20 protein-coding genes and 1 pseudogene are annotated in these 22,263 nt (G+C 72.6%); 18 read left to right on the plus strand and 3 right to left on the minus strand.

Annotated features, from left to right (window positions below; all coding sequences use genetic code 11):
* The 4 genes and pseudogenes from AB0412_RS23520 to AB0412_RS23535 form a co-directional block, all read left to right on the plus strand.
* Positions 1-909, plus strand: a 909-nt coding sequence (locus AB0412_RS23520) for a DUF4139 domain-containing protein (RefSeq protein ID WP_366404536.1), incomplete at its 5' end; no start/stop codon positions are given.
* A gap of 8 nt (positions 910-917) precedes the next feature.
* Positions 918-2,477 carry a mucoidy inhibitor MuiA family protein gene (locus tag AB0412_RS23525; protein ID WP_366404537.1) on the plus strand — a complete coding sequence of 520 codons (1,560 nt, stop codon included), beginning with the start codon at positions 918-920 and terminating at the stop codon, positions 2,475-2,477.
* Positions 2,478-2,512: 35 nt separating this feature from the next.
* Positions 2,513-2,659 (plus strand): annotated as a pseudogene (locus AB0412_RS23530) (alpha/beta hydrolase); the annotation flags it as partial.
* A gap of 74 nt (positions 2,660-2,733) precedes the next feature.
* Positions 2,734-3,204: an alpha/beta hydrolase gene (locus tag AB0412_RS23535; protein ID WP_366404538.1), complete on the plus strand. Its 471-nt coding sequence runs from the start codon at positions 2,734-2,736 to the stop codon at positions 3,202-3,204.
* A gap of 30 nt (positions 3,205-3,234) precedes the next feature.
* On the opposite strand, the gene AB0412_RS23540 is transcribed toward AB0412_RS23535, so the two are convergent.
* Positions 3,235-4,407, minus strand: coding sequence for an NAD(P)/FAD-dependent oxidoreductase (locus AB0412_RS23540; RefSeq protein ID WP_366404539.1), 1,173 nt, complete (start codon positions 4,405-4,407; stop codon positions 3,235-3,237).
* 208 nt (positions 4,408-4,615) lie between these two features.
* Between AB0412_RS23540 and AB0412_RS23545 the strand changes: the two genes are divergently transcribed.
* The gene (locus tag AB0412_RS23545; protein ID WP_366404540.1) at positions 4,616-4,831 is read left to right on the plus strand and encodes a hypothetical protein; all 216 of its coding nucleotides are present in this window, start codon (positions 4,616-4,618) and stop codon (positions 4,829-4,831) included.
* On the opposite strand, the gene AB0412_RS23550 is transcribed toward AB0412_RS23545, so the two are convergent.
* Positions 4,828-6,387 carry an alpha/beta fold hydrolase gene (locus AB0412_RS23550; RefSeq protein ID WP_366404541.1) on the minus strand — a complete coding sequence of 520 codons (1,560 nt, stop codon included), beginning with the start codon at positions 6,385-6,387 and terminating at the stop codon, positions 4,828-4,830. The two genes, AB0412_RS23545 and AB0412_RS23550, sit on opposite strands and share 4 nt — an antisense overlap.
* Positions 6,388-6,482: 95 nt before the next feature.
* Here AB0412_RS23550 and AB0412_RS23555 point away from each other — a divergent pair, with 95 nt between their 5' ends.
* From AB0412_RS23555 to AB0412_RS23565, 3 genes are all read left to right on the plus strand, one after another.
* Positions 6,483-7,454, plus strand: coding sequence for a MerR family transcriptional regulator (locus tag AB0412_RS23555; protein ID WP_366404661.1), 972 nt, complete (start codon positions 6,483-6,485; stop codon positions 7,452-7,454).
* Between the two features lie 164 nt (positions 7,455-7,618).
* Entirely contained in the window at positions 7,619-8,629 is a 1,011-nt protein-coding gene (locus tag AB0412_RS23560; RefSeq protein ID WP_366404542.1) for an ATP-binding cassette domain-containing protein, read from the plus strand.
* A complete protein-coding gene (locus tag AB0412_RS23565) occupies positions 8,626-9,435 on the plus strand; it encodes an ABC transporter permease (protein WP_366404543.1) in 810 nt (269 codons plus the stop codon). Before AB0412_RS23560 ends, AB0412_RS23565 begins: the two co-directional genes overlap by 4 nt.
* Positions 9,436-9,447: 12 nt before the next feature.
* On the opposite strand, the gene AB0412_RS23570 is transcribed toward AB0412_RS23565, so the two are convergent.
* Entirely contained in the window at positions 9,448-10,047 is a 600-nt protein-coding gene (locus AB0412_RS23570; RefSeq protein WP_366404544.1) for a DUF998 domain-containing protein, read from the minus strand.
* Between the two features lie 420 nt (positions 10,048-10,467).
* On the opposite strand from AB0412_RS23570, the gene AB0412_RS23575 reads away from it, so the two are divergent.
* The 10 genes from AB0412_RS23575 to AB0412_RS23620 all read left to right on the plus strand — a co-directional run bounded on the left by AB0412_RS23575 (position 10,468) and on the right by AB0412_RS23620 (position 22,262).
* Positions 10,468-11,559 carry a PP2C family protein-serine/threonine phosphatase gene (locus AB0412_RS23575; protein ID WP_366404545.1) on the plus strand — a complete coding sequence of 364 codons (1,092 nt, stop codon included), beginning with the start codon at positions 10,468-10,470 and terminating at the stop codon, positions 11,557-11,559.
* A 455-nt stretch (positions 11,560-12,014) separates the two neighbouring features.
* Positions 12,015-13,244, plus strand: a complete 1,230-nt coding sequence (locus AB0412_RS23580) for an acyl-CoA dehydrogenase family protein (protein ID WP_366404546.1) — start codon at positions 12,015-12,017, stop codon at positions 13,242-13,244.
* Positions 13,245-13,446: 202 nt separating this feature from the next.
* Positions 13,447-14,499, plus strand: a complete 1,053-nt coding sequence (locus AB0412_RS23585) for an ABC transporter substrate-binding protein (protein ID WP_366404547.1) — start codon at positions 13,447-13,449, stop codon at positions 14,497-14,499.
* Between the two features lie 4 nt (positions 14,500-14,503).
* Positions 14,504-15,376, plus strand: a complete 873-nt coding sequence (locus AB0412_RS23590) for an ABC transporter ATP-binding protein (protein WP_366404548.1) — start codon at positions 14,504-14,506, stop codon at positions 15,374-15,376.
* Positions 15,373-16,308 (plus strand): ABC transporter permease, encoded by a 936-nt coding sequence (locus AB0412_RS23595; RefSeq protein WP_366404549.1) that lies wholly within the window; start codon positions 15,373-15,375, stop codon positions 16,306-16,308. Before AB0412_RS23590 ends, AB0412_RS23595 begins: the two co-directional genes overlap by 4 nt.
* A 49-nt stretch (positions 16,309-16,357) precedes the next feature.
* On the plus strand, positions 16,358-17,707 hold the full coding sequence (locus tag AB0412_RS23600) for an LLM class flavin-dependent oxidoreductase (RefSeq protein ID WP_366404550.1): 1,350 nt from the start codon (positions 16,358-16,360) through the stop codon (positions 17,705-17,707).
* Positions 17,708-17,799: 92 nt separating this feature from the next.
* A complete protein-coding gene (locus tag AB0412_RS23605) occupies positions 17,800-18,699 on the plus strand; it encodes a TauD/TfdA family dioxygenase (protein WP_366404551.1) in 900 nt (299 codons plus the stop codon).
* 89 nt (positions 18,700-18,788) lie between these two features.
* Positions 18,789-19,247 carry an Rrf2 family transcriptional regulator gene (locus AB0412_RS23610; protein ID WP_366404552.1) on the plus strand — a complete coding sequence of 153 codons (459 nt, stop codon included), beginning with the start codon at positions 18,789-18,791 and terminating at the stop codon, positions 19,245-19,247.
* Positions 19,248-19,520: 273 nt separating this feature from the next.
* Positions 19,521-20,630, plus strand: a complete 1,110-nt coding sequence (locus AB0412_RS23615; protein WP_366404553.1) for an aliphatic sulfonate ABC transporter substrate-binding protein — start codon at positions 19,521-19,523, stop codon at positions 20,628-20,630.
* A gap of 153 nt (positions 20,631-20,783) precedes the next feature.
* Complete coding sequence (locus AB0412_RS23620) at positions 20,784-22,262, plus strand: glutamate--cysteine ligase (RefSeq protein ID WP_366404554.1); 1,479 nt, start codon at positions 20,784-20,786, stop codon at positions 22,260-22,262.
* The last annotated feature ends 1 nt before the right edge of the window (position 22,263 follow it).

Raw genomic sequence — 22,263 nt, forward strand, 5'->3', positions numbered from 1 at the left:
GGCCGGGCCGCCCCGGCGCCCGCCGCGCCCGCCGGGACCGCTGCGCCTCCGCCCGCGCCGCCCACCGCGGGCCCGCCGCGGCCGAGCGGCGCCGAGCTGGACTACTCCGCCCTCGTCCTGAGCGGGCCGGACGAGCAGGAGGGGCGCCGGGGGCGGCTGTTCCCCGGTGCCGCCGTCGACCCGGTGACGGCCGAGTACCGCCGCCGCGCCGAGCGGGTCGCCACGCTGCCCCTGCCGGGACACGCCGTGCGGCCCCGCGAGTCGGCCGGTTCCTTCGACCACCGGTTCGACGCCGCCGCCCGCGCCGACATCCCCTCGGACGGCACCTGGCACACCGTCACCGTCGCCGAGATCCCGGTGAGTCTGCGCACCGAGTACGTGTGCGTGCCGTCGGTGGAGGAGGTCGTCCACGCGACGTTGCTTCTCGGCAACGCAACCGACCAGGCGCTGCTGGCCGGTCCGGTGGAGGTCACCGTGGACGGGGAGTTCCTGGCGACCACGTCGCTGCCCACGCTCGCCCCGGGCGGTGTGTGCCGGGTGGGGCTCGGGCCGGCCGAGGCCATCGCCGTCACACGCCGGACCAACCTGCGCGAGTCGACCTCCGGTCTGCGCAACAACGTCACCGTGCTGGAGCACCGTGTGCACGTGGAGCTGGCCAACCGGCTCGCGGTGCCGGTGACCGTCGAGGTGCGCGAGCGGGTGCCGGTTGCCTCGGACCCGGAGATCCGCATCGAGGAGCGGGCCGACTGGACGGCACCCGAGGCGGGCACGGAACCGGAGCAGCACGCGCCGGGCACCCGCCTGTGGCGGGTCGCGCTGCCCGCCGGGGGCACCGCCGCTCTCGACGGCGGCCACGACATCCGTATCCCGGCCGGCAAGGCCCTGGCAGGCGGCAACCGCAGGAGCTGACACACCTCATGTCCACCACACCGGAGACGATCGCTCTCCCCGTCACCGCCGTCACCTGCCTGGAGGACCGCGCCCACGTCGAGCGCTCCGCCGTGCTCGAGCTGGCGGCGGGCACGCAGCGGCTGCGGCTCGGCCCGGTCAGCGCCCTCGCCGTCGACCGCACCCTGCACGCCGAGGTGACCGCCGGCCACCCGGTGACCGTGCTCGACGTGCGGATCGTCCGCAGCTGGACGCCGCGCGGGCCGCGGCCCACCGAGGACGACTCCGCCCTGCGCCACCGCGCGGCAGCCCTCGAAGAGGAACGGGTGGCCCAGGGGCAGCAGCGTGACCGGCTGCACGCCCGCCTCGATCTGCTCGGCCGGCTCGCCGCCGATCTGCTGCGGGAGATCGGCGAGGGCACCGGCTCCGGAGAGACGGAACGGACCCGGTGGAGCCGTGAACTGGACCGGGTGGACGACGAACGCGACCGCTGCGGCGAGCGGCTGCGCACGGTGGAGGCCCGGCTGACCGCCCTCGCCGCTGAACTCTCCGACGCCGAACGGGCGTTGGACCTCGCCGAGACCGAACCCGCCGAGCTGGTCGGCCACATCGAGCTGACCGTCGACGCCGCGGACGCGGGGCCGGCCCGGCTGCGGCTGAGCCACCTCACCTCGTGTGCGCTGTGGCGGCCCGCGTACCGGGCCGTGCTCGACGGGGACTCGCTCAGCCTGGACACCGAGGCGGTGGTGTGGCAACGCACCGGCGAGGACTGGTCGGACGTCCGGCTGACCCTGTCGACGGCCCGCTCCGCCCGCGCGACGGAACCGCCCCGGCTCGGCGAGGACCGGCTGACGCTGGAGGACCGGTCTCCCGCCGAGCGCCGGACCGTGCAGGTCGAGCTGCGCGAGGAGGAGATCGCGGACCTGGGTCCGACGCCCGTGCTCGGGCTGCCGGGCGTGGACGACGGCGGCCAGGTGCGCGTGCTGCACTCCCCCACGCCGGTCTCCGTGCCAGCGGACGGCCGTGCCCACCGGGTGCCGCTCTCCTCCTTCACCACGGCCGCGAGCAGTGAGTACGCCTGCTCCCCCGAGCTGTCCCCTCTGGTCGGCCAGGTGGTGCGGTTCGACAACCTGTCCGGGCACGCGCTGCTGGCCGGGCCCGTGGACCTCGTTCGCGGCAGCGGATTCACCGGCCGGGGCACGCTGGACTTCACCGCCCCCGGCGCGCCTGTCCGCCTCGCCTTCGGCAGCCGCGACGACCACCGCGTCGTGCGGGACACCGAGGAGAAGCGTGACACGGCCGGCCTCACCGGGCGGACCGTCACCACCCGGACGGTCCGGCTGCACCTGTCCCGCTTCTCCGCCCCCACGGAACAGGACGAAAGGGTGATCGTCCTCCGGGAACGCATTCCGGTCTCCGAGATCTCGGCGGTGGAGGTACGCCTGCGCAAGGAGTCCTGCTCCCCCGCACCGGACGCGATCGACCCGGACGGGATCGTCCGCTGGAACATCCCCCTGGCCCCCGGTGGCCGGCGCACCGTCACCCTCGTCTACGACATCTCGGCCGGCGCCAAGGTCACCGGCCTGTGACCCGCCGCCCGCCCCGGCCCGCCCTTCCCCCGGACATGCCTGAGCACGAGTTCGTCGACGTGGGCGGTCTCCGCCTGGCCTTTCAGGTCACGGGACCGCCGAACGCTCCCCCGCTGGTCCTGGTGCACGCGCTGGGCGAGAACGCCACCGACTGGGCGCCGGTGCTGCCCGCCCTGGCCCGCGGCCGGCGGGTGTACGCCCTCGACCTGCGCGGGCACGGCCACAGCGACTGGCCCGGCACCTACTCGCTGAACTCATGCGGGACGACCTGCGGCGCTTCCTCGACACGCTGGAGCTGGATGCCGTGGACCTGGTCGGGCACTCCCTGGGCGGCGTGGTCGCGTATCTGTTCGCGCAGGACCGTCCGGCACGCGTGCGCCGCCTCGTCCTGGAGGACGTGCCGGTCCCCCGGCCCCGGGAGCCGCGGGCCCTGAGCAGGCCGGAGGGCGACCTGACCTTCGACTGGGCGGTGGTGGAGGCCGTCAGACGGCAGATCGACCGGCCCGATCCCGTGTGGCTCGAACGGCTCGGCCGGATCACCGCGCGGACCCTTCTCGTGGCCGGCGGGCCCCGCAGCCATGTGCCTCAGGACGGCATCGCCGAGATGGCCCGCCGCATTCCCGGCGGACGCGTCGTCACCATCCCGGTCGGGCACCTGGTCCACCAGGAGGCGCCTGCCGCGTTCACGGAGGCGGTCACCGCGTTCCTGCGGACGGAGGACGAGTAGCCGCACGGAGGGCCGTTGCCCGCACCGTCCTCATGCCCGGCTCAGTGCGCCGGCCTGGGTCGGGAAGGACCGGTCGCCGAAGAGGACGCGGCCGGCCGCGGCCCGGCCGGGCGGCGTGCGCAGCAGGGCGAACGCCGCCGTCGCCGCGGCCGGCGTTCTGACGAGGCCGAGCCCTCGGCGCAGGGTGAGGCGTCCGCGGAACTCCGCACGCAGTGCGGCCCCGCTGTAGCGGGCCAGCGGCGCCGCGCTGCCGGAGCGCAGCGCCTCGTCCAGGACGGTGGCGGCCAGCTCCGAGAGCCGCAGGCACGGATCCAGGCCACCGGCCGTCAGGGGAGAGACGGCGCCCGCCGCATCGCCCACCAGGAGCCCGTCGGCGCAGCTGATGCGGCGCAGTACGCCACCCACGGGTATCGGCCCGCCCCGTCGCTCCACGACGTCGGGACGCGGCACGCCGTCCAGTCCGGGCGCTGAGGCACTGAACCGCGTCAGCGCCCCGCGCAGGCCCTGCGGGAAGCGGTCGGCATAGCCGGCGACGCCGACGTGGGCGTGCTGCCCGTCGTTGACCACCCAGGCCAGGTAGCCGGGGGCGAGCGAGGGGTCGAGGACGCAGTGGAAGGTGGGCGGTTCGCCGTGCGCGGGGACCGCGAAGACCTCCTCGGCACCGACCAGCAGGTGCTCGTTGCGGTCCAGGCCGAGGTCGCGGGCGACCGTCGAGCGGGCTCCGTCGGCGCCGACGACGAAGCGTGCGCGGACCGCCGTCGATCCGTCGCGGCCGATCAGGCGGACGGTGTCGCCCTGCCGGCCCGCGTAGCGGGTGCCCAGCGCCACGCGTACGCCGGCGCCGGCCGCGTCGGCCGCCGCCGCTTCGTAGAGCGGCGCCATGTCGCCCACCCGGTACTCGTCACGGTCGCTGACCAGGTCGACCGGGCGGTGCAGGCCGGGCGGGTAGAGCACCACGCGCCGGATCGGCGGGCCGAGATGCTCGGCGGGCAGCGGGAAGTCGTCGAGCGTCTTGCGCACGAAGATCCCGGTGGTGCGGATCGCCCCGGCGAGGCCGGCCCGCCGTTCGGCCAGCAGCACGTCGTGGCCTCGCCGGGCGAGCAGGGTGGCGACGTGCAGTCCGGCCAGGCCGGCCCCGACCACCAGGACGTCCGTGCGGGCGACCCCGCCCGGTCGGTCGGAAGGGTCGACTGTTCTCGGCATGACGGCAGCACCTCTCGATCGAATGACGATGGAAACCTATCGATATTCGATAGTCGAGGCAAGCGGGAGACTGGACCTGTGAGCGGCCATCAGGGTGTCGCCGGGCCGTGTCGGGCGGGCGGCACCAAGGCCCCTGGTCATGCTGGCCGGAAGGGACCCCACTCACCGGGACCCGGAAGGCCTCACTCATCAGGACAAGGAGCACGGCATGGTGACCGACCCCGTCGGACGATTCCTGGCGGCACTGGACCCCGAGCACCGGGAGAGCGTCAGCTCCGCACCCCGCGAGGAGCAGGAGCGGCTCGCGGCGGCCTGGGAGAGCGAGCTGGAGAGCGACGACGAGCTGGACACCCTCGACGAGTTGTCACCGTCGGCGGCGGAGGCCGAGGCGGCCCGCCGGGTGCTGGCCCGCGAGGCGGGCTAGCGCGCGTCGGGCGCGTTCCGGCCCCGTCCGTCCGGTCGGCGCAGACGGGCCAGCACCGCGCGCATCGCCCGCCGGACGGCCTCACGTGACTCGTCGGTCCGGTCGAGGGTCTCGAAGGCGTGGTGGCCGTTCGGTACGTCGATCACCTCGACGCCCGGCTCCCGGTCCCCGGCCGCGGCGAGGAAGTGCTCCACCGTGGCGGCGATCTCGGGGGACTCCCGGCCCACGCGGGTGAGGACGAGGGGCGGGACCTCCGCGGCGGCGGCCACGGCGGCCGCCGGGTGGAATCTGCTGTCGTTCAGGCCCCAGTTGGGCAGCGGCGCGAGGACGGGGTAACTGGCCGCCAGGCAGCGCAGCCACGGCGGGGATGCGGCGAGCCAGTCCGCGGCGAGCAGGCCGCCGCCGGAGAAGAACCACAGGGCGATGCGGTCCGCGTCGACCCGCGGGTCCTGCCGGACCAGTTCGACGGCGGCGGCCACGTCCGCGGCGGCACGCTCGTAGTCGGACACGTCGTGCAGGCGGTGGTCGAGGGTGACGCCCACCGCTTCCTCGGCGGCCGTGTACCGGGCGTAGCCCTGCAGGGTCGGCCAGTCGCGCGGGGTGGGGCGGGCGTCGGCCGGGACCGGGCCGCCGTGCACGAAGATCACCGCGGGGTGCGGGCCCTCGCCGTCGGGGAAGTAGAGGTCGACGTTGCCCCGGCGCTCACGGGGGCGTTCGGGCACGTCCAGCAGGAACGGGCGCAGATGTGCCGGGGGTTGTGAGGTGCCGGCCGGCTCCAGCCGGTGTCCTTCACCGGCGGCGGACTTCAGCAGGACCTCCGCCAGCTCGGCGGGGCAGGACAGCATCGGCCAGTGTCCGGTGGCGAGTTCGAAGAAGGTCACCTCGGGGCGGGTGAGGGCCTGCAGTGCGGGGTCGCCGAAGTCGACCAGCCTCTGCACCATCTCGATGCTGACGCCGTTGCCCGTGCACAGCACGCCGGTCGTGGGCAGCGAGGCCCCGGCGCCCGTCAGGCGCAGGGGTTGGAGCAGGGTGCCGAGCGGGTGCGGTGCGGCGAGGGCGGTGAGCCGGTCCAGCGCGGCGTCGGACAGGCCTGCCGTGCTGCCCCAGCGCGACCAGTCGTCACGGGCCGGCGGCGGCACCTCCCCGTCGGGTCCCGCGCTCTCGGCGCGTGCGGCCAGTTGGGCGCGCAGCGTGCCGTCGGGCACGGCGGCCAGGGGCGGGACGCCGTCCTGCGGTATGCCCGCGTCCAGGTGGACGATGCGGGTGATGCGCCGCGGCCTGCGGTCGGCGGCGCCCACGGCCGGGTGGATGCCGTAGTCGTGGCCCACCAGCACGATGTCCCGCGCGTCGGCCGGGTCCACCGCGTCGATCGCCGCGGTCACGTCCGCGATGTGCGTCTCCAGGGAGATGCCGGACGGCGCGGCGCTCCGGGCGGCGCCGAGGCCGGTGAGGGCGACCGCGTGCACGTCGGCGCCCGCGGCGGTCAGCCGCGCGGCCGTGTCCCGCCATACGTGGGGGCCGGTGAACACGCCGGACACCAGGATGAATACGGTCATGGGTCGCTCCTCGGCAGGTCGTCGTCCGCGGCCCCGGCTCGATCACCGGGCCGCGCTCGCCGGTACGGTAGGAACTCCCCCTGAGGGAGGTTCAACTGTCCATGGCGCACGACGGCTTGTGGAGCATCGGCGAACTCGCCGTGCACGCGGGCGTGACCGTCAAGACGATCCGCTTCTACTCCGACCGCGGGCTGCTGCCGGAGGCCTCCCGCAGCGCGGGCGGACACCGCCGCTACGGCCCCGACGCACTCGAGCGGCTCCGCCTCATCCGTTCCTTGCGCACCCTCGACGTACCCGTGCCCGAGGTGCGCCGGATCCTCGCGGAGCAGGACGAGCGGGGCGCGGACGAGGAGCGGGGCGGGACGGGCGGCGCGCTGGAGGACGCCGTCGCCGTACGGCTGCGCGCGCTCGGCTCCGAACTGAGGGCGCTGCGGTGGCGGGAGGCGGCGCTGCGGCTGGTCCACGAGTGCCCGCCCGGCGAGCGGGCCGACCGGCTGCGGCTGATCGGCTCGCTGACCGTGCCGCCGAGCACGGCGCCGCTGGCCCGCTTCTGGCGGGGCTGGCTGCCGCCGCGGATGCCGGCCCGTTCGGTCGGTGCGTTCCTGGAGGTGGCCGTGCCGCACCTGCCGGACGAGCCGGATCCCGCCCAGGTGCTGGCCTTCGCCCGGCTGCACGCCCTGGTGACCCGCCCCTGCTCGGTCGGCGAGCGGCCACAGCCCGCCGCGCACCGGGCCGCCCGGGCCGGCGGGGCGGCCGTGCTGTACGCGGGGCTCGCCGAGGCGTACGAGCTGGCGGGCACGCAGATGCGCCGGGGCCGGCAGCCGGGCGCCGGTGAGGCACTGGACGGCTTCGTCGCCGCGTACGCCGATGCGTACGGCACCCGGGACACGCCGGCCTTCCGTCGCGTGCTGGCCGGGGAGCTCGCGGCCGACCCGCGGCTCGACGGGTACTGGGAGCTGGCGGCCGTGGTGACTACCGCGCCGGGGAGGCCCCCGGAGCCGACGCCGGGTGCGGCCCACGACTGGCTGCTCGCGGCCCTGCGGGGACAGACGGCCGCCGGCGCCTGAGCCGAGCCCGTCGCGTGGGTCCACCGCCGGCCTCGGTGCCGTCGGTGCCGTCGGTGCCGTCGGGCCTCGCCGGGAGGAATGTCAGTGGTGTGCGTCACAGTTGTGGGAGAGGTGGGCGCCGAACCGCGACGTCCGCGACAGCGCGAAGTCTCAAGGGGAATCCCATGACCTACGCGATCCAGGCGGAAGGCCTGGTCAAGCGGTTCAAAGAGACCGAGGCCCTGGCGGGGGTGGATCTTGCGGCCCGGACCGGTTCGGTGCTGGGGCTGCTCGGTCCGAACGGGGCGGGCAAGACGACCGCCGTGCGGATCTTCGCCACGCTGCTGCCGCCCGACGGCGGACGCGCGAGGGTGGCGGGCCACGACGTCGTCGAGGAAGCCGCCGCCGTCCGTGCGCTGATCGGTCTCACCGGCCAGTACGCGGCGGTCGACGAGAATCTCACCGGCACGGAGAACCTGCTGCTCATCGGCCGTCTGCTGGGGATGAGCAGGCGGGACGCACGAGCGCGGGCGCGCGAGCTGCTGGACCGGTTCCGGCTCAGCGACGCCGCGGGGCGTGCGGTGAAGACGTTCTCCGGAGGTATGCGGCGGCGCCTCGACCTCGCGGCCAGTCTCGTCGGGCGGCCCAGCATCCTGTTCCTGGACGAGCCCACGACCGGCCTCGACCCGCACAGCCGCGGGGAGCTGTGGGACATGCTGCGCGGCCTGGTGGCCGAGGGCACCACCGCGCTGCTGACCACGCAGTACCTGAACGAAGCCGATGTGCTCGCCGACGACATCGTGGTGATCGACAAGGGCCGGGTGATCGCCGAGGGCACTCCCGACCAGCTGAAGTCCGAGGTGGGCGGTCAGGTGCTGGAGGTCCGGCCGCTCGACGCCGGGGACCTCGCCGCCGTGCACGGGCTCGTGACGGAGACGGCCGGGCCGGACACCCGGATCGAGGGCGAGGTGATCACGGTCCCGGTGAAGGATCCGGAGCTGATGCCGACGGTGGTGCGCCGGCTGGACGGGGCCGGCATCCGGGTCGGCGAGCTGGCGTTGCGGCGCTCCTCGCTGGACGAGGTCTTCCTCGCCCTGACCGGTCACCGGGCGGAGCCGCAGGCCGACGGCGACGGCTCGGCGGACGGCGAGAGCCGGGAGGCGTCCGAGCTGGAGAAGGCGGTGAGTTCGCTGTGACCGGCGCGACGATCGCCGCCCCGCTCACGGCGTCGGGCCGGGTGCGGCCCCTGGCGTGGGTGAGCCAGACCCTGACGATGGCGTGGCGCAGCCTGGTGGCGGTGAAGCACAACCCGCTGGAGCTCGTCGACTACAGCGTCACACCGATCATGTTCGTGTTCCTGTTCACCTATGTGCTGGGGGGCCAGATGGCGGGGTCGTCGGAGGCGTATCTGATGTACGCGCTGCCGGGGATCATCGTCCAGAACACCCTGTTCATGACGGTGTACACGGCCATGGCGCTGAACACCGATCTGACCAAGGGCGTGTTCGACCGGCTGCGCAGCCTGCCCATCGCCCGGTCGGCGCCGCTGATCGGCCGGATCACCGCCGACCTCACCAAGCATGTGTGGGCGATGCTGCTGATGATCGGCATCGGGATGCTGATGGGCTTCCGGGTGACCGGAGGGTTCGGGGGTTTCCTGCTGGGCGCGCTGCTGCTGGTCGTGTTCGCGGCGGCGGCCTCGTGGAGCGCGGTGCTCATCGGGATGCTCGCGGGCGACCCGGAGAAGGTGCAGGCGTTCTCGTTCACGGTGATCTTTCCGATCACCTTCGCCAGCAGCGCGTTCGTCGTCGTCGACACGATGCCGGGCTGGCTGCAGGCGTGGAGCGACGTCAACCCGGTCACGCATCTGTCCGACGCGTACCGCGGGCTGCTGGTCGGCGGGCCGGTGGCGGAGCCGGTGCTGTGGTCGCTGGTGTGGGCCGTGGGCATAGCTGCCGTGTTCGCTCCGCTGGCGATGCGGGCGTACCGGGCGAAGGTCTGAGCCCGGCGCCCGTCACAGTCGTGACTCGGCCGGACGCTTGTGGCGTACGCAGGACGCGACGACCATGAACGGCCACACGGACTGAACGAACGTCACAAAGCGTTCGGCGGCGCCGATCGCGCCGTGTCCCTGTATCTCGATCAGGAACCAGACGGCACCGGCCCCCATCACCGCGGTCGCCGCGAAGCAGGGCACGCGGCGCAGCCCCCAGGGTGCCCTGCCATCGGGATCGAAGGCCAGGACCGGCCACACGGCGAGCAGCGCGAACCCGACCGCCGCGACCGAGCCGTGCTGCAGCGACCCCCCGCTGCTCGGCGCCGGGAACAGGGCCACCACCAGCGCCGCCACGCCACCGCATCCCAGGGCCACCCGTCCGGGGAGCGCGGCCGGGCGCAGCGCCCAGGCGGTCACCAGATGGCAGAGGCCGAGGGCGACCAGGGCCGCGGTCATCACCCATGCCCCGGCCGCGCCGTCCGCGGCCAGCACGCTGATCGTCTGAGTGGCGGGGTCGTAGGAGCCTCCCTCCAGCCGGCCCGCGACCACCCATCCCCCGGTCAGCACCACGGGCGCACATCCCGACGAGAGCAGGGCCCACCGAGGCACACGTCGCATCGGATCACCGTAAATCATCACGAATCGCCCACCGGGGCGTACACGCAGGCATCCGTGAACGACCGCCACCGGCACCCCGGGCGGCGCGGCCGGCCGGATCACGAGGGGCTTGTCTCTCACTATCTGAAAACGGCACCCTTGTGACACGAGAAATATCCAGGTTTGCTTGAATATAAGCAGACATATTCTTGACGGCGTACGTCAGTGAACGGTGAGGACTGCGGACGACATATGAGGCATGGCCGACTGCACGGTGGCGACCATCTGCCGATTCGACGGGACAGGAAGAGGAACAGGAGGCCAGGCCACGGGTCGTCGTCCCGGACACGCGCCCTCGCACACTGGGCCGGCGGTACGGCCGCGCTCCCCGTCCTGATCGTCTGCCTCATCGTCCTCGTCGACGTCCTCGGCGGGACCGGAATGATCTGGCTTCCCCTGCTGGCGGCCGGTCCCGCGCTGGCGGCCGCGACGAGCGGATGGCGCGGAGTGGTCGGCGTCGGCCTGTTCGCCGGGTTCGTCGGCGCGCTGACCGGGATCCGCGACGGCGTACCGGGCAGGGAGCTGACCGTCATCCTCGCCGCGCTGGTGACCGTCACGGGGGCCAGCGCGCTGGCCAGCGCGCTGCGGGGGCGCCGCGAGCGCGTGCTCGCCGCCGTCCGCTCGGTCGCCGAGACCGCACAGCACGCCCTGCTCGCCCCGGTTCCCGGCACGGTGGGGCCCTTCGAGGTCGCCGTCCACTACAGCGCCGCCGCGGCCGAGGCCCGGATCGGCGGCGACCTCTACGCGCTGATCCCGACCCCGCACGGCGTGCGGCTCATCGTCGGTGACGTGCGCGGCAAGGGGCTGCCGGCCGTGGGCACCGCGGCGCTCGTTCTCGGTGTCTTCCGCGAGGCGGCCCATGACGAGCCCGACCTCCTCGACGTGGTCAGCAGGATCGAACGCAGCCTGGCCCGGAACCTCGGACACGACGACTTCGTCACCGCGGTGGTCGCCGGCTACCCGGGCAGCGGACGCCTGGAGGTCGTCAACTGCGGCCACGCGCCCCCTCTGCTGGTGCGGGGCTCCGAGGTGACACCGCTGGAGCCCGCCCGGCCCGCACCGCCGCTGGGACTGCGCGCCCTGTCGGGAGAGACACCCGACCTGCACTCGCTGCCGTTCACCGACGGGGACCGGCTGCTGCTCTACACCGACGGGGTCACCGAGGCGCGGGACGCCGACCGTGAGTTCTATCCGCTCGCGGAGGGACTGGCCCGGCACCTCTACGACGAGCCGGACCGGACCGTCGCCGCGCTGCACGAGGAGCTGCTGCACCACGTGGGCGGCCGGCTGCACGACGACGCGGCCCTGCTGCTGCTCCGCAAGCCGGCCGCGGCGGCCGACGGCGCGCACGCGGCGCCGGCGGGTGAGGCCCCGACGGCCGGGGCGGCCCGTCTGCCGGGTGCGGGCGCCGGCGTCGCCCGAGGCTTCGACGGCATCGGTGACGGTCTCGAGGACGGCGAGAGCGCGGCCTGAGCACCGCGCCGCGCCGTATCGGCCCGGCGGCAGCGGCAACCGGGGCCGCAGCCGGCGGTGCCGAGTCAAGGACGGACGGCGACGAACCCGGGCTCCCGTCCCTCGGACGCGACGAACCCCGGCTCCCGCTTGCGGCGGTGAGCCGGGGTTCGTCGTCTCCGGAGCGCTGGGCAGGCCTTGCACCTGCATCTCCCCGCGGGAAGCGGGGCGTCTTGCCTTGGACCACCAACGCGCGGCCCGCCGAAGGGTTTTCTCCGGTGCGGCCAAGATCGACACTAGCGCAGCCGTCGCCACGACGCGAGCCGACGGGGCCGCACACCGGGCATATCACCCGATCAGCCCTCCGGCCGGGCCCCGTCACCCTACTTTTCCTATCGATTTACTAGGGAAGCGTTGACGGTGCCCGGCGCCGCTGCGCAGGATGAGGGCCGGCCGACTTCGAGGAGACCATCTCCATGGGCACACCCCCTGGGCCGTCCGTCGCCGTCCCGGACTTCGACCGGGCGGTGCCGAGCCGGGCGCACTGGCTGCGGGTGGCCCGCGAGACGGCGGACGATCTGGCCACGGACGCCGCCGCCAGGGAGCAGGCGGGCAAGGCCCCTTTCGACGAGGTGTCCCGGCTGCGCGAGGCAGGTCTGCTCACCCTCGTCCCGCCGGCCGGACAGGACGGAGACGGTACGGAGTGGGGTACGGCGTGCGCCGTGGTGCGGGAGATCGCCGCGGCCGACGGCGCCGTCGGTCAGCTGCTCGGCTGCCACTACTTCCTGTCGCTCAGCGCCCGGTTCCTCTCCGGCTCCTCCCGCACGGCGCGGCTCCTGTCGCGGTCCGCGGCACTGCAGTGGTGCTGGGGCGGGGGTCTCGCCCACCAGGCACCGCCTCCGACACTGACGCGGAAGGGCGGCGGCCATGTGCTCGACGGCCGGCAGAGCTATGCCACGGGGGTGCTGGTCGCCGACGTCCTCGCCGTGCGGGCGGTGCGGGCGGACACCGGTGAGCCGGTGGCCGTCGTCGTCGATCCCGCGTGCGCGGGGGTGGCGGTCGGCGGGGACACCGGCACCTTCGGGCAGCGGCTCGCGGGCGGCGGGAGCGTGGAGTTCGACGCCGTGCCGGTGACCGAGGACGACATCCTCGGGTCCCTGGCCGCCGACGAGGAGGACATGGCGCCGAGGGCCGCGCTGCTGTCGCCGGTGGGACGGCTGCTGTCCGTGCAGCTGCGCCTGGGGCTCGCCGAGGGCGTGCTGGCCGAGGCCCGCGAGTACCGCCGGGCGGGCGGGCCGTCCTGGGATCCCGTCCGGCCCGCGGCATCGGGACACGACCCGTACACCCTGACCGTCTACGGCGAGCTGACGGTGCTCACCCGTTCCGCCTCCGCGCTCGCCGGTCAGGCGCTGGACGCCGTGCAGCGGGCGCTGGCGCGCGGGGAGGAACTCAGCTACGACGAGTACGCGGAAGCCTCCGTGCTCGTGAGCATGGCGGAGGCCGCCGCCTCGCGGGCGGCGCAGGAATGCGCCGCCCGCGCTCTCGACGTCGTCGGCGCGCCGTCGATGTCCGCGCGACTGGGCTTCGATCGTTTCTGGCGCAATGCCCGCACCCACGCGCTGTACGAGCCGGCCGCCGACCGGCTCCGCGATGTCGGCGACCATTTCCTCAACGGCGCATATCCTCCTTTCGTTCTTCCTGTCTGACGCTTTGTGAACGGTGTACTTCACTTGTATGTCGCGGTGTTGAGAGTGTGCGACGTCCGCCGGTGAGGCGTTGACCCGGTCCGGGGCCGCTGGTTCTCTCATGACTGCGAGCAGGAATTGCTTCTCTCCTTTCGCTCGCTCCGCTCAGTAATTCCGGGTGGTTTTCTCAGCCGCTCTCTCGCTCTCGGACAGGGACCTTTTCATGGCCACTACGGCATCGACGAGACGCCAGTTCCTCACTCTGCTCGGCCTTTCGGCGGTGTCCGTGGGCTGCGGTGCCGCCACCGGTGCCCCCTCCGGCAAGGGACAGACCAGGACGCTGCGGTACCAGGGCTGGGCCGGCCAGGTGACCGTGGCCGAACTGGCCGCGGACCTGGGCTATTTGGAGGACGTGAAACTGGAGTGGGTCGGCAACACGATCAGTGGTCCGCAGGACATCCAGTCCGCCGCCACCGGCCAGGTGGACTTCGGCGGGGCGTTCAACGGCGCGGTCGTCAAACTGGCCGCGAACAACGCCCCCATCAAGGCCGTCATCAGCTACTACGGAGCCGACAGGCATGCCTACAACGGCTTTTACGTCCTCGAGGACAGTGCCGTCCGCTCACCTCGGGACCTGCTCGGCAAGAAGGTCGGGATGAACACCCTCGGAGGGCACTCCGAGGCACTGCTCGACATCTATCTGCGGCGCAAGGGACTCTCCGACGCCGAGATCGACGAGGTGGAACCGTTGGTGGTTCCCCCGGTCAATACGGAGCAGGCGCTGCGGCAGAAGCAGATCGACGTGGCGGTGCTCGGCGGGATGCTGCGCGACAAGGCGCTGGAGAAGGGCGGAATACGCCCGCTGTTCACGGATCACCAGCTCCTCGGCTCGTTCAGCGCCGGCACCTATGTGATGACGAACCGGTTCCTGCAACAGAACCCCGACACGGCCCGCGTCTTCGTCACCGGGGTCGGGCGGGCCCTCGACTGGTCGCGTTCCACGCCCCGCGAAGAGGTCGTCGCCCGGATGACGGACATCGTGAACAGGCGCCGCCGCAACGAGGACCCCGCGCCACTGAAGTACTGGCGGTCCTACGGCGTCGCCGAGGCGGGCGGCCGGATCACCGGCAAGGAACTGCAGCTGTGGATCGACTGGCTGGCCGAGCGCGGCGACATCGACAAGAACCAGGTCAGGCCGGCCGATCTGTTCACCAATGACTTCAACGAGGCCGGCAGGGGCAGCGCACGGCCCGCCGCCACGACGAAGGGAAGCTGATCCCGTGACCCCCTCCACGCCGTCCGCCGCGCCCAAGCTCGTACTGGAGCAGGTGCGCAAGGACTTCACGGTCAAGGACCGGGGCGGACGAGGCCGCGGCGCCCGGCCCACGGCAGAGCCGCGGGCCACCCGGTTGACCGCCCTCGACGGTATCGATCTGGAGATCGCACCCGGCGAGTTCACCGTGCTGGTCGGCCCGAGCGGCTGCGGGAAGTCGACCCTGCTCGATCTGCTCGGCGGTCTCACCACTCCCGACGGCGGACGGATCCTGCTGGACGGCAGGCCCGTCACCGGTCCGGGCCTGGACCGGGGCATCGTGTTCCAGCAGTACGCGCTGCTGCCGTGGCGCACCGCCCAGGGCAACGTCGAGTTCGGCCTGGAGGCCACCGGCGTACCGCGCCGTGAACGCGCGGGCCGGGCATGGGAGTTCCTCGATCTGGTGGGCCTCGCCGGATTCGAGGACCGCCATCCGCACGAGCTGTCGGGCGGCATGCGGCAGCGGGTGGCGATCGCCCGGGCCCTCGCCTACGACCCGGACGTGCTGCTGATGGACGAGCCGTTCGCCGCGCTGGACGCCCAGACCCGGGAGTCGCTGCAGGACGAACTGCTGCGCATCTGGCAACGCACCGGCAAGACCGTCGTCTTCATCACCCACGGCATCGACGAGGCCGTCTACCTGGGGCAGCGCGTCGCCGTGATGACCTCCCGGCCGGGCCGCATCAAGCAGATCGTGCGGGTGGAGCTCGGCGACCGCACGGCCACGGACGACCCGCGCTCCAGCCCCGAGTTCGCCCGCCACCGGCACGAGATCTGGTCGCTGCTGCACGACGAGGTGGCCAGGGCCCAGCAGTTGGAGAAGGAAGAGGCTTCCGTATGAGCCCCACGACGACCGGTACGGCTCCCGAGAAGACCGCCCCCGCGGACTCGTCGGCCCGCACCCTCTCCGCCCCGGCCGCTCACCGCACGGGGGACACGCCGGCGAAGGCGCCCGCGCGCCCGGTCGCGTCCCCGTCGGCCCGGCTGCTGGGTGCGGTCCGCCGGCTGCCGTATCTGCTGGTGCACGCCGCGGCCAGGTCGGCCGCCGTCATCGCCCTGCTGGTGCTGTGGGAGACCGCGCCCCGGCTCGGTCTGGTCGACCGCACCTTCCTGCCGCCGTTCAGCGAGGTGGCCCGCGCCTGGTGGGGGCTGGCCGGCGACGGTCAGCTCCTCGACAACACCAAGGCCAGCCTGGTGCGTTCGTTCAGCGGCTTCGGTCTGGCGGTGGCGATCGCGGTGCCGCTCGGTCTGCTGATCGGCTGGTACCGGCGCCTCGCCGACCTCCTCGGCCCGCTCCTGGAGGTCTTCCGCAACACCGCCGCGCTGGCCCTGCTGCCGGTGTTCGTGCTGCTCCTGGGCATCGGCGAGACGTCGAAGATCTCCATCGTGGTGTACGCCTGCACCTGGCCGATCCTGCTGAACACCATCAGCGCCGTGCGCACCGTCGACCCGACCCTGCTGAAGCTGGCGAGGTCGATGGACCTGTCCGCTCCCCGGCTGTTCCAGAAGGTGATCCTGCCGTCGTCGGTGCCCGTGATGTTCACCGGCATCCGGCTGGCGGGGGCGGTGTCCATCCTGGTGCTGGTGGCCGCCGAGATGATCGGCGCCAAGGCCGGCCTCGGCTATCTCATCAACGCCTCGCAGTTCAACTTCGCGATCCCGCAGATGTACGCGGGCATCGTCACGATCTCCGCCATCGGCGTGGCGTTCAACCAGTTCCTGGTGGCCGTGGAGCGACGGCTCAGCTCCTGGCGCGTACCGCTCGCCGGCTGACCCGGCGCCCTGCCCCTTCGTCGTCCCGCCACCCCTTCCGAGGATCGCCATGACCGCGCCCCACCCCCGTCAACTGCACCTCAATGCCTTCCTGATGAACGCCGGCCACCACGACGCCGCCTGGCGGCATCCGCACACCCGGCCGGAGCGCGTCACCGACCTGCGCTACTTCCAGCACCTGGCGGCGACCGCCGAACGCGGCCTGCTCGACTCGGTGTTCCTCGCCGACGGCCTCGCCCTGTGGGGGAACGTCCGGTACAACGCCCTCGGCGGCTTCGAACCGCTCACCCTGCTGTCCGCCCTCGCGGCGGTCACCGAGCACGTCGGCCTGATCGCCACCGTCTCCACCACGTTCAACGAACCGTTCCACGTCGCCCGCAAGTTCGCCTCCCTGGATCACCTCAGCGGGGGCCGGGCAGGATGGAACATCGTCACCTCGGGCACGGTGCACGAGGCCCGCAACTTCGGGCAGGACGAGCACCTGGAGCACCGGCTGCGCTACGCGCGGGCCCGGGAGTTCGTCGAGGTGGCCACCCGGCTGTGGGACAGCTGGGCGGACGACGCGATCGTGCTCGACCGGGCGCGCGGCATCTACGCCGACACGGACCGGGTGCGGGCGATCGACCACCGCGGAGAGCACTTCGGGGTGCAGGGGCCGCTGAACGTGCCCCGCTCGCCGCAGGGTCACCCGCTGCTGGTGCAGGCCGGGTCGTCGGAGGACGGCAAGGAGTTCGCCGCCCAGTACGCCGAAGCGGTCTTCACCGCCCAGCAGACGCTCGCCGACGGCCAGGCGTTCTACAAGGACCTCAAGTCCCGGCTGGCCCGCCACGGCCGTACCGAGGACCAGCTGCTGGTCCTGCCCGGCATCGCCCCCGTGCTCGGCGCGACGGAGGCTCAGGCGCGGGCCCTGGAACGGGAGCTCACCGAACTGCAGGTCCCCGAGTACGGACTCGCCCAGCTGTCCGGGATGCTCGGCACCGACCTGACCGGGCTGCCGCTCGACGGGCCGCTGCCGGACCTGCCCGAGGAGCGGGACATCAACGGCAACAAGTCCCGCTTCACGCTCGTCGCCGAGCTCGCCCGGCGGGACCGTCTCACCCTGCGCGAGCTGATCGCCCGCCTCGGCGCCGGGCGCGGGCACCGGGTCTTCGCCGGCACGCCCGAGCAGGTCGCCGACCAGCTCGAGGAGTGGTTCACACAGGGCGCCGCCGACGGTTTCAACATCATGCCGCCGCTGCTGCCGGGCGGCCTGGAGGACTTCGTCGACCACGTGGTGCCGATCCTCCAGCGGCGCGGACTGTTCCGCACCGAGTACACCGGCCGCACCCTGCGCGAGCACTACGGGCTCGCCCGCCCCGCAGGGGCGCCCGAAGGCGCGGTCCTGCCCACCGTTTCCTGACACACAGATCCTGACGCTCGGATTCCTGACTCGGATTCCTGACGCACAGCCCGATCCGCACCCCCGTGGTGCCCGCTGAAAGGACACACCCCATGACCACCGGTACCGCTTTCGACATCCGCAGGATCGGCGGGCGCATCGGCGCCGAGATCCTCGGCGTGGACCTCGCCGCGGACCTCGACCCCGCCGTCGTCGCCGAGATCAACTCGGCGCTCCTGGAGCACAAGGCCCTGGTCTTCCGCGACCAGAACCTCGACGACGCCGGCCAGCTGCGCTTCGCCTCCCTCTTCGGGGAGCTGACCACCGCGCACCCCACGGTGCCGTCCGTCGAGGGCCGGCCCCACATCCTGCCCGTGGACGGCGAGGAGGGCATCCGGGCCAACCAGTGGCACACCGACGTCACCTTCGTCCGTACGCCGCCGAAGGCGTCCACGCTGCGCAGCATCGTGGTCCCGCCCTACGGCGGCAACACGCTCATCGCCGACGCGGCGGCGGCGTACCGGGATCTGCCCGAGCCGCTGCGGGAGCTGGCGGACAGGCTGTGGGCGGTGCACACCAACGATTACGACTACGCCGCTCCGAAGACCGAGAAGGCGGCCGAACACCGCCGCCGGTTCGTCTCCCGGAAGTACCGCACCGCGCACCCGGTGGTGCGCGTCCACCCGGAGACCGGGGAGCGGGGGCTGTTCATCGGCGGCTTCGCGCAGAGCGTCGTCGGGCTGAGCGCGTCCGAGTCGCGGGACGTGCTGCGCATCCTCCAGGCGTACGTCACCCGCCCGGAGAACATCGTGCGGGTGGTGTGGACGCCGGGCGACCTGGTGCTGTTCGACAACCGCATCACCCAGCACTACGCCCCGGACGACTACGGCGACCTGCCGCGGCTGCTGCACCGGGTGACCGTCGCCGGTGACGTCCCGGTCGGCGTCGACGGGAGGCGCAGTCACGTCGTCGAGGGCGACGACGCCTCCCACTACACGCCCGCGGCGGCCTGAGGACACCGGCCGGCCGGGCAGGGCGCGCAGGTGCCCGTGCCCGGCCGGCCGCGGCCGACGCCGGCCGGCACCTGCGGGATAATGCGCACATGCGGATCTCAGCCAGAGCGGACTACGCGGTACGTGCCGCACTGGAGCTCGCCGCGTCCAGGGAGGACGCACCCGTCAAGGCCGAGGCGATCGCCGAGGCGCAGGACATCCCGCACAAGTTCCTCGAAGGCATCCTGAACGACATGCGGCGCGGCGGTCTCGTCCTCAGCCAGCGCGGCGGAAACGGCGGATACCGGCTGGCCAGGCCCGCCGCGTCGATCAGCATCGCCGATGTCATCCGCGTCGTGGACGGGCCGCTGGTGTCGGTGCGCGGGGTCCGCCCGCCGGACCTGTCGTACACCGGGCCCGCGCAGTCGCTGCTGCCGCTGTGGATCGCTCTGCGGAGCAATGTGCGGGAGATCCTGGAGGGTGTGTCGCTGGCGGACGTCGCGTCGGCAGAACTGCCCTCCGACGTCTCGGCGTTGGCGGACACGCCCGGAGCGTGGATCAACCCCTGAACATCTGAGTCCACCATGTGAACACCCTCTTGGGGCCGGCGCCTCCTTCTGCCACTATCCCTACCAACCAGGTAGGAGAACTAGGGATCCGGGGAGGCGGGGTCGTTGAGCATGCATCAGCACGCGGCACGGACGCTCCCGCTCCTGACGTCACGGCGTCACATCGACTTCGGCCGTACGTCGACCGCGCTGTGTCGGCTCGTCTGAGATCACTCGAGAGCCCGCGCATGTGCGCCCGTACCCCCTGATCACCTTCTTCGAGAGGACACCCTCGTGTCTGCCGCAAGACCGCTCACCTTCCTGCGTGCCCTCGCCGTCACGGCGACGCTGCCCCTGCTGCTCACCGCCTGCGGCTACGGATCCGAGTCCACGGACGACGGCAAGCAGTCGGAGGTGGCGGCGAACGCCGAGAAGCTCTCCGCCGACGAGGTGAAGATCGGCTACTTCCCCAACCTCACGCACGGCACGGCCCTGGTGGGCGTCCAGGAAGGTCTGCTCCAGAAGGAGCTCGGCGGGACCCGGATCAAGACGGCGACCTTCAACGCCGGCCCCTCCGAGATCGAGGCGCTGAACGCCGGCTCCATCGACATCGGCTGGATCGGCCCCTCCCCCGCCATCAACGGCTACACCAAGTCGAACGGCAGGAATCTGCGGATCATCGGCGGTTCCGCCTCCGGCGGGGTGAAGCTCGTCGTCAACCCGGACAGGATCAAGTCCGAGGACGACCTCAAGGGCAAGAAGATCGCGACGCCCCAGCACGGCAACACCCAGGACGTCGCCTTCCTCAACTGGATCGCGGAGAAGGGCTGGAAGGTCGATCCGCAGAGCGGCAAGGGCGACGTCTCCGTGGTCCGCTCGGACAACAAGGTGACGCCGGACGCCTACAAGGCGGGGTCCATCGACGGTGCGTGGGTGCCGGAGCCGACGGCGTCCAAGCTGGTCGCCGACGGGGCGAAGGTGCTGCTCGACGAGGCGGATCTGTGGCCGGAGAAGAAGTTCGTGATCACGAACATCATCGTGTCGCAGAAGTTCCTCAAGGAGCACCCGGATGTCGTCGAGGCCGTGCTGCGGGGGTCGGTGAGGACGAACGAGTGGATCGCGGCGAACCCTGAGAAGGCGAAGGCGTCCGCGAACAAGGCGCTGGAGGAGCTGACCGGGAAGGCGCTGCCCGCCGAGGTGCTCGACCCGGCGTGGAAGTCCATCACCTTCCTCGACGACCCGCTGGCCGCCACCTTGCGCACCGAGGCGGCGCACGCGGTGAAGGCCGGCCTGCTGGAGAAGCCCGATCTGAAGGGCATCTACGACCTCACGCTGCTGAACAAGGTCCTCAAGGCGGAGAACGAGCCCGAGGCGGACGACGCGGGCCTGGGCGTCGGCCGGTAGCGAGCGACACGACACCCGGGGCCCTCGGCCGGTGGTCCCCCACCGGCCGAGGGCCCCGGCGCATTCCGTGGGTCGTCTGGTGGTCGGAGTGGGGCCGGGGTGCGACGCTTGGGGGGACAGGTGTCCGTAGGACGGGGCCCGGGAGGCTGACCTATGGGACGGGACGTCCCGGCGCTGGTGTTCACCCGCGAGGACCGCCGCCGGTACCGGATCAAGATGCAGGAGTGCCTCGACGCGTTCGCCCAGATGCTGCGCGAGGCGCGATTCGAGTCCGAGCGGCCTCAGGTGGGGCTGGAGATCGAGCTGAACCTGGTCGACGACCGGGCGGAGCCCGCGATGCGCAACAGCGACGTCCTGGAGGCGATCGCCGACCCCGCCTGGGACACCGAGCTGGGCAGGTTCAACCTCGAGATCAACATCGCGCCCCGCCGGCTCACCGCGGGCGGCCCCGACGACTGGGAGCGGGAGATCCGCGCGGCGCTGAACCACGCCGAGGAGCGCGCCCGGTCGGTCGGCGCGCATCTGATCATGTCCGGCATCCTGCCCACGCTGCGGCAGGAGGACGTGGGCGAGGCGGCCCTGTCCGAGAACCCGCGCTACCGGCTGCTCAACGACCAGATCTTCGCGGCGCGCGGCGAGGACCTGCACATCGAGATCGACGGTCCCGACCGCCTGCGGACCTACGCGGACACCATCACCCCGGAGGCCGCCTGCACCAGCACCCAGTTCCACCTGCAGGTCTACCCCGAGCAGTTCGCGGACTACTGGAACGCGGCCCAGGCGATCGCCGGGATCCAGGTTGCGCTGGCGGCCAATTCCCCGTTCCTGTTCGGCAAGGAGCTGTGGCACGAGACGCGCATCCCGCTGTTCGAGCAGGCCACCGACACCCGGCCGCAGGAGATCAAGGTGCAGGGGGTGCGGCCCCGGGTGTGGTTCGGGGAACGCTGGATCAACAGCGTCTTCGACCTGTTCGAGGAGAACCTGCGCTACTTCCCGGCGCTGCTCCCCCTGTGCGACGACCAGGATCCGGTGGAGACGCTGGACCGCGGCGACATCCCGGAGCTGGCCGAGCTGACCCTGCACAACGGCACCATCTACCGCTGGAACCGCCCGGTGTACGCCATCGCGCACGACAAGCCGCATGTGCGGGTGGAGAACCGGGTGCTGCCCGCCGGCCCGACCGTGGCCGACACGCTCGCCAACGGCGCGTTCTACTACGGGCTCACCCGCGCCCTGGTCGAGGAGGAGCGGCCGGTGTGGTCGCGGATGTCCTTCTCGGCCGCCGAGGAGAATCTGCACACGGCGGCACGCCACGGCATCGAGGCGCTCCTGTACTGGCCCGGCATGGGCGAGGTGCCGGTGACCGAACTCGTCCTGCGGCGGCTGCTGCCGCTGGCGCACCAGGGGCTGGAACGCTCGGGCATGGACGCCGCCTGGCGGGAGCCGCTGCTCGGCATCATCGAGCAGCGGTGTGTGACGGGGCGCAACGGGGCGGTGTGGCAGAAGGAGATGTTCCATCACATCGACGACTCGGCGCACTGCGGCCGGCACGAGGCGCTGCGCCGGATGACCCAGCAGTACATCGACTACATGCACCTCAACGCCCCGGTGCACACCTGGCCGGTCGACTGAG

The organism is Streptomyces sp. NPDC052012 (assembly GCF_040689265.1).
Lineage (GTDB): Bacteria > Actinomycetota > Actinomycetes > Streptomycetales > Streptomycetaceae > Streptomyces.

Coding starts and splice junctions, on each gene's coding strand:
- AB0412_RS23525 (WP_366404537.1), top strand. CDS start 918: ATGTCCACCACACCGGAGACGATCGCTCTCCCCGTCACCGCCGTCACC.
- AB0412_RS23535 (WP_366404538.1), top strand. CDS start 2,734: ATGCGGGACGACCTGCGGCGCTTCCTCGACACGCTGGAGCTGGATGCC.
- AB0412_RS23540 (WP_366404539.1), bottom strand. CDS start 4,407: ATGCCGAGAACAGTCGACCCTTCCGACCGACCGGGCGGGGTCGCCCGC.
- AB0412_RS23545 (WP_366404540.1), top strand. CDS start 4,616: ATGGTGACCGACCCCGTCGGACGATTCCTGGCGGCACTGGACCCCGAG.
- AB0412_RS23550 (WP_366404541.1), bottom strand. CDS start 6,387: ATGACCGTATTCATCCTGGTGTCCGGCGTGTTCACCGGCCCCCACGTA.
- AB0412_RS23560 (WP_366404542.1), top strand. CDS start 7,619: ATGACCTACGCGATCCAGGCGGAAGGCCTGGTCAAGCGGTTCAAAGAG.
- AB0412_RS23570 (WP_366404544.1), bottom strand. CDS start 10,047: ATGCGACGTGTGCCTCGGTGGGCCCTGCTCTCGTCGGGATGTGCGCCC.
- AB0412_RS23575 (WP_366404545.1), top strand. CDS start 10,468: ATGATCTGGCTTCCCCTGCTGGCGGCCGGTCCCGCGCTGGCGGCCGCG.
- AB0412_RS23580 (WP_366404546.1), top strand. CDS start 12,015: ATGGGCACACCCCCTGGGCCGTCCGTCGCCGTCCCGGACTTCGACCGG.
- AB0412_RS23585 (WP_366404547.1), top strand. CDS start 13,447: ATGGCCACTACGGCATCGACGAGACGCCAGTTCCTCACTCTGCTCGGC.
- AB0412_RS23595 (WP_366404549.1), top strand. CDS start 15,373: ATGAGCCCCACGACGACCGGTACGGCTCCCGAGAAGACCGCCCCCGCG.
- AB0412_RS23600 (WP_366404550.1), top strand. CDS start 16,358: ATGACCGCGCCCCACCCCCGTCAACTGCACCTCAATGCCTTCCTGATG.
- AB0412_RS23605 (WP_366404551.1), top strand. CDS start 17,800: ATGACCACCGGTACCGCTTTCGACATCCGCAGGATCGGCGGGCGCATC.
- AB0412_RS23610 (WP_366404552.1), top strand. CDS start 18,789: ATGCGGATCTCAGCCAGAGCGGACTACGCGGTACGTGCCGCACTGGAG.
- AB0412_RS23620 (WP_366404554.1), top strand. CDS start 20,784: ATGGGACGGGACGTCCCGGCGCTGGTGTTCACCCGCGAGGACCGCCGC.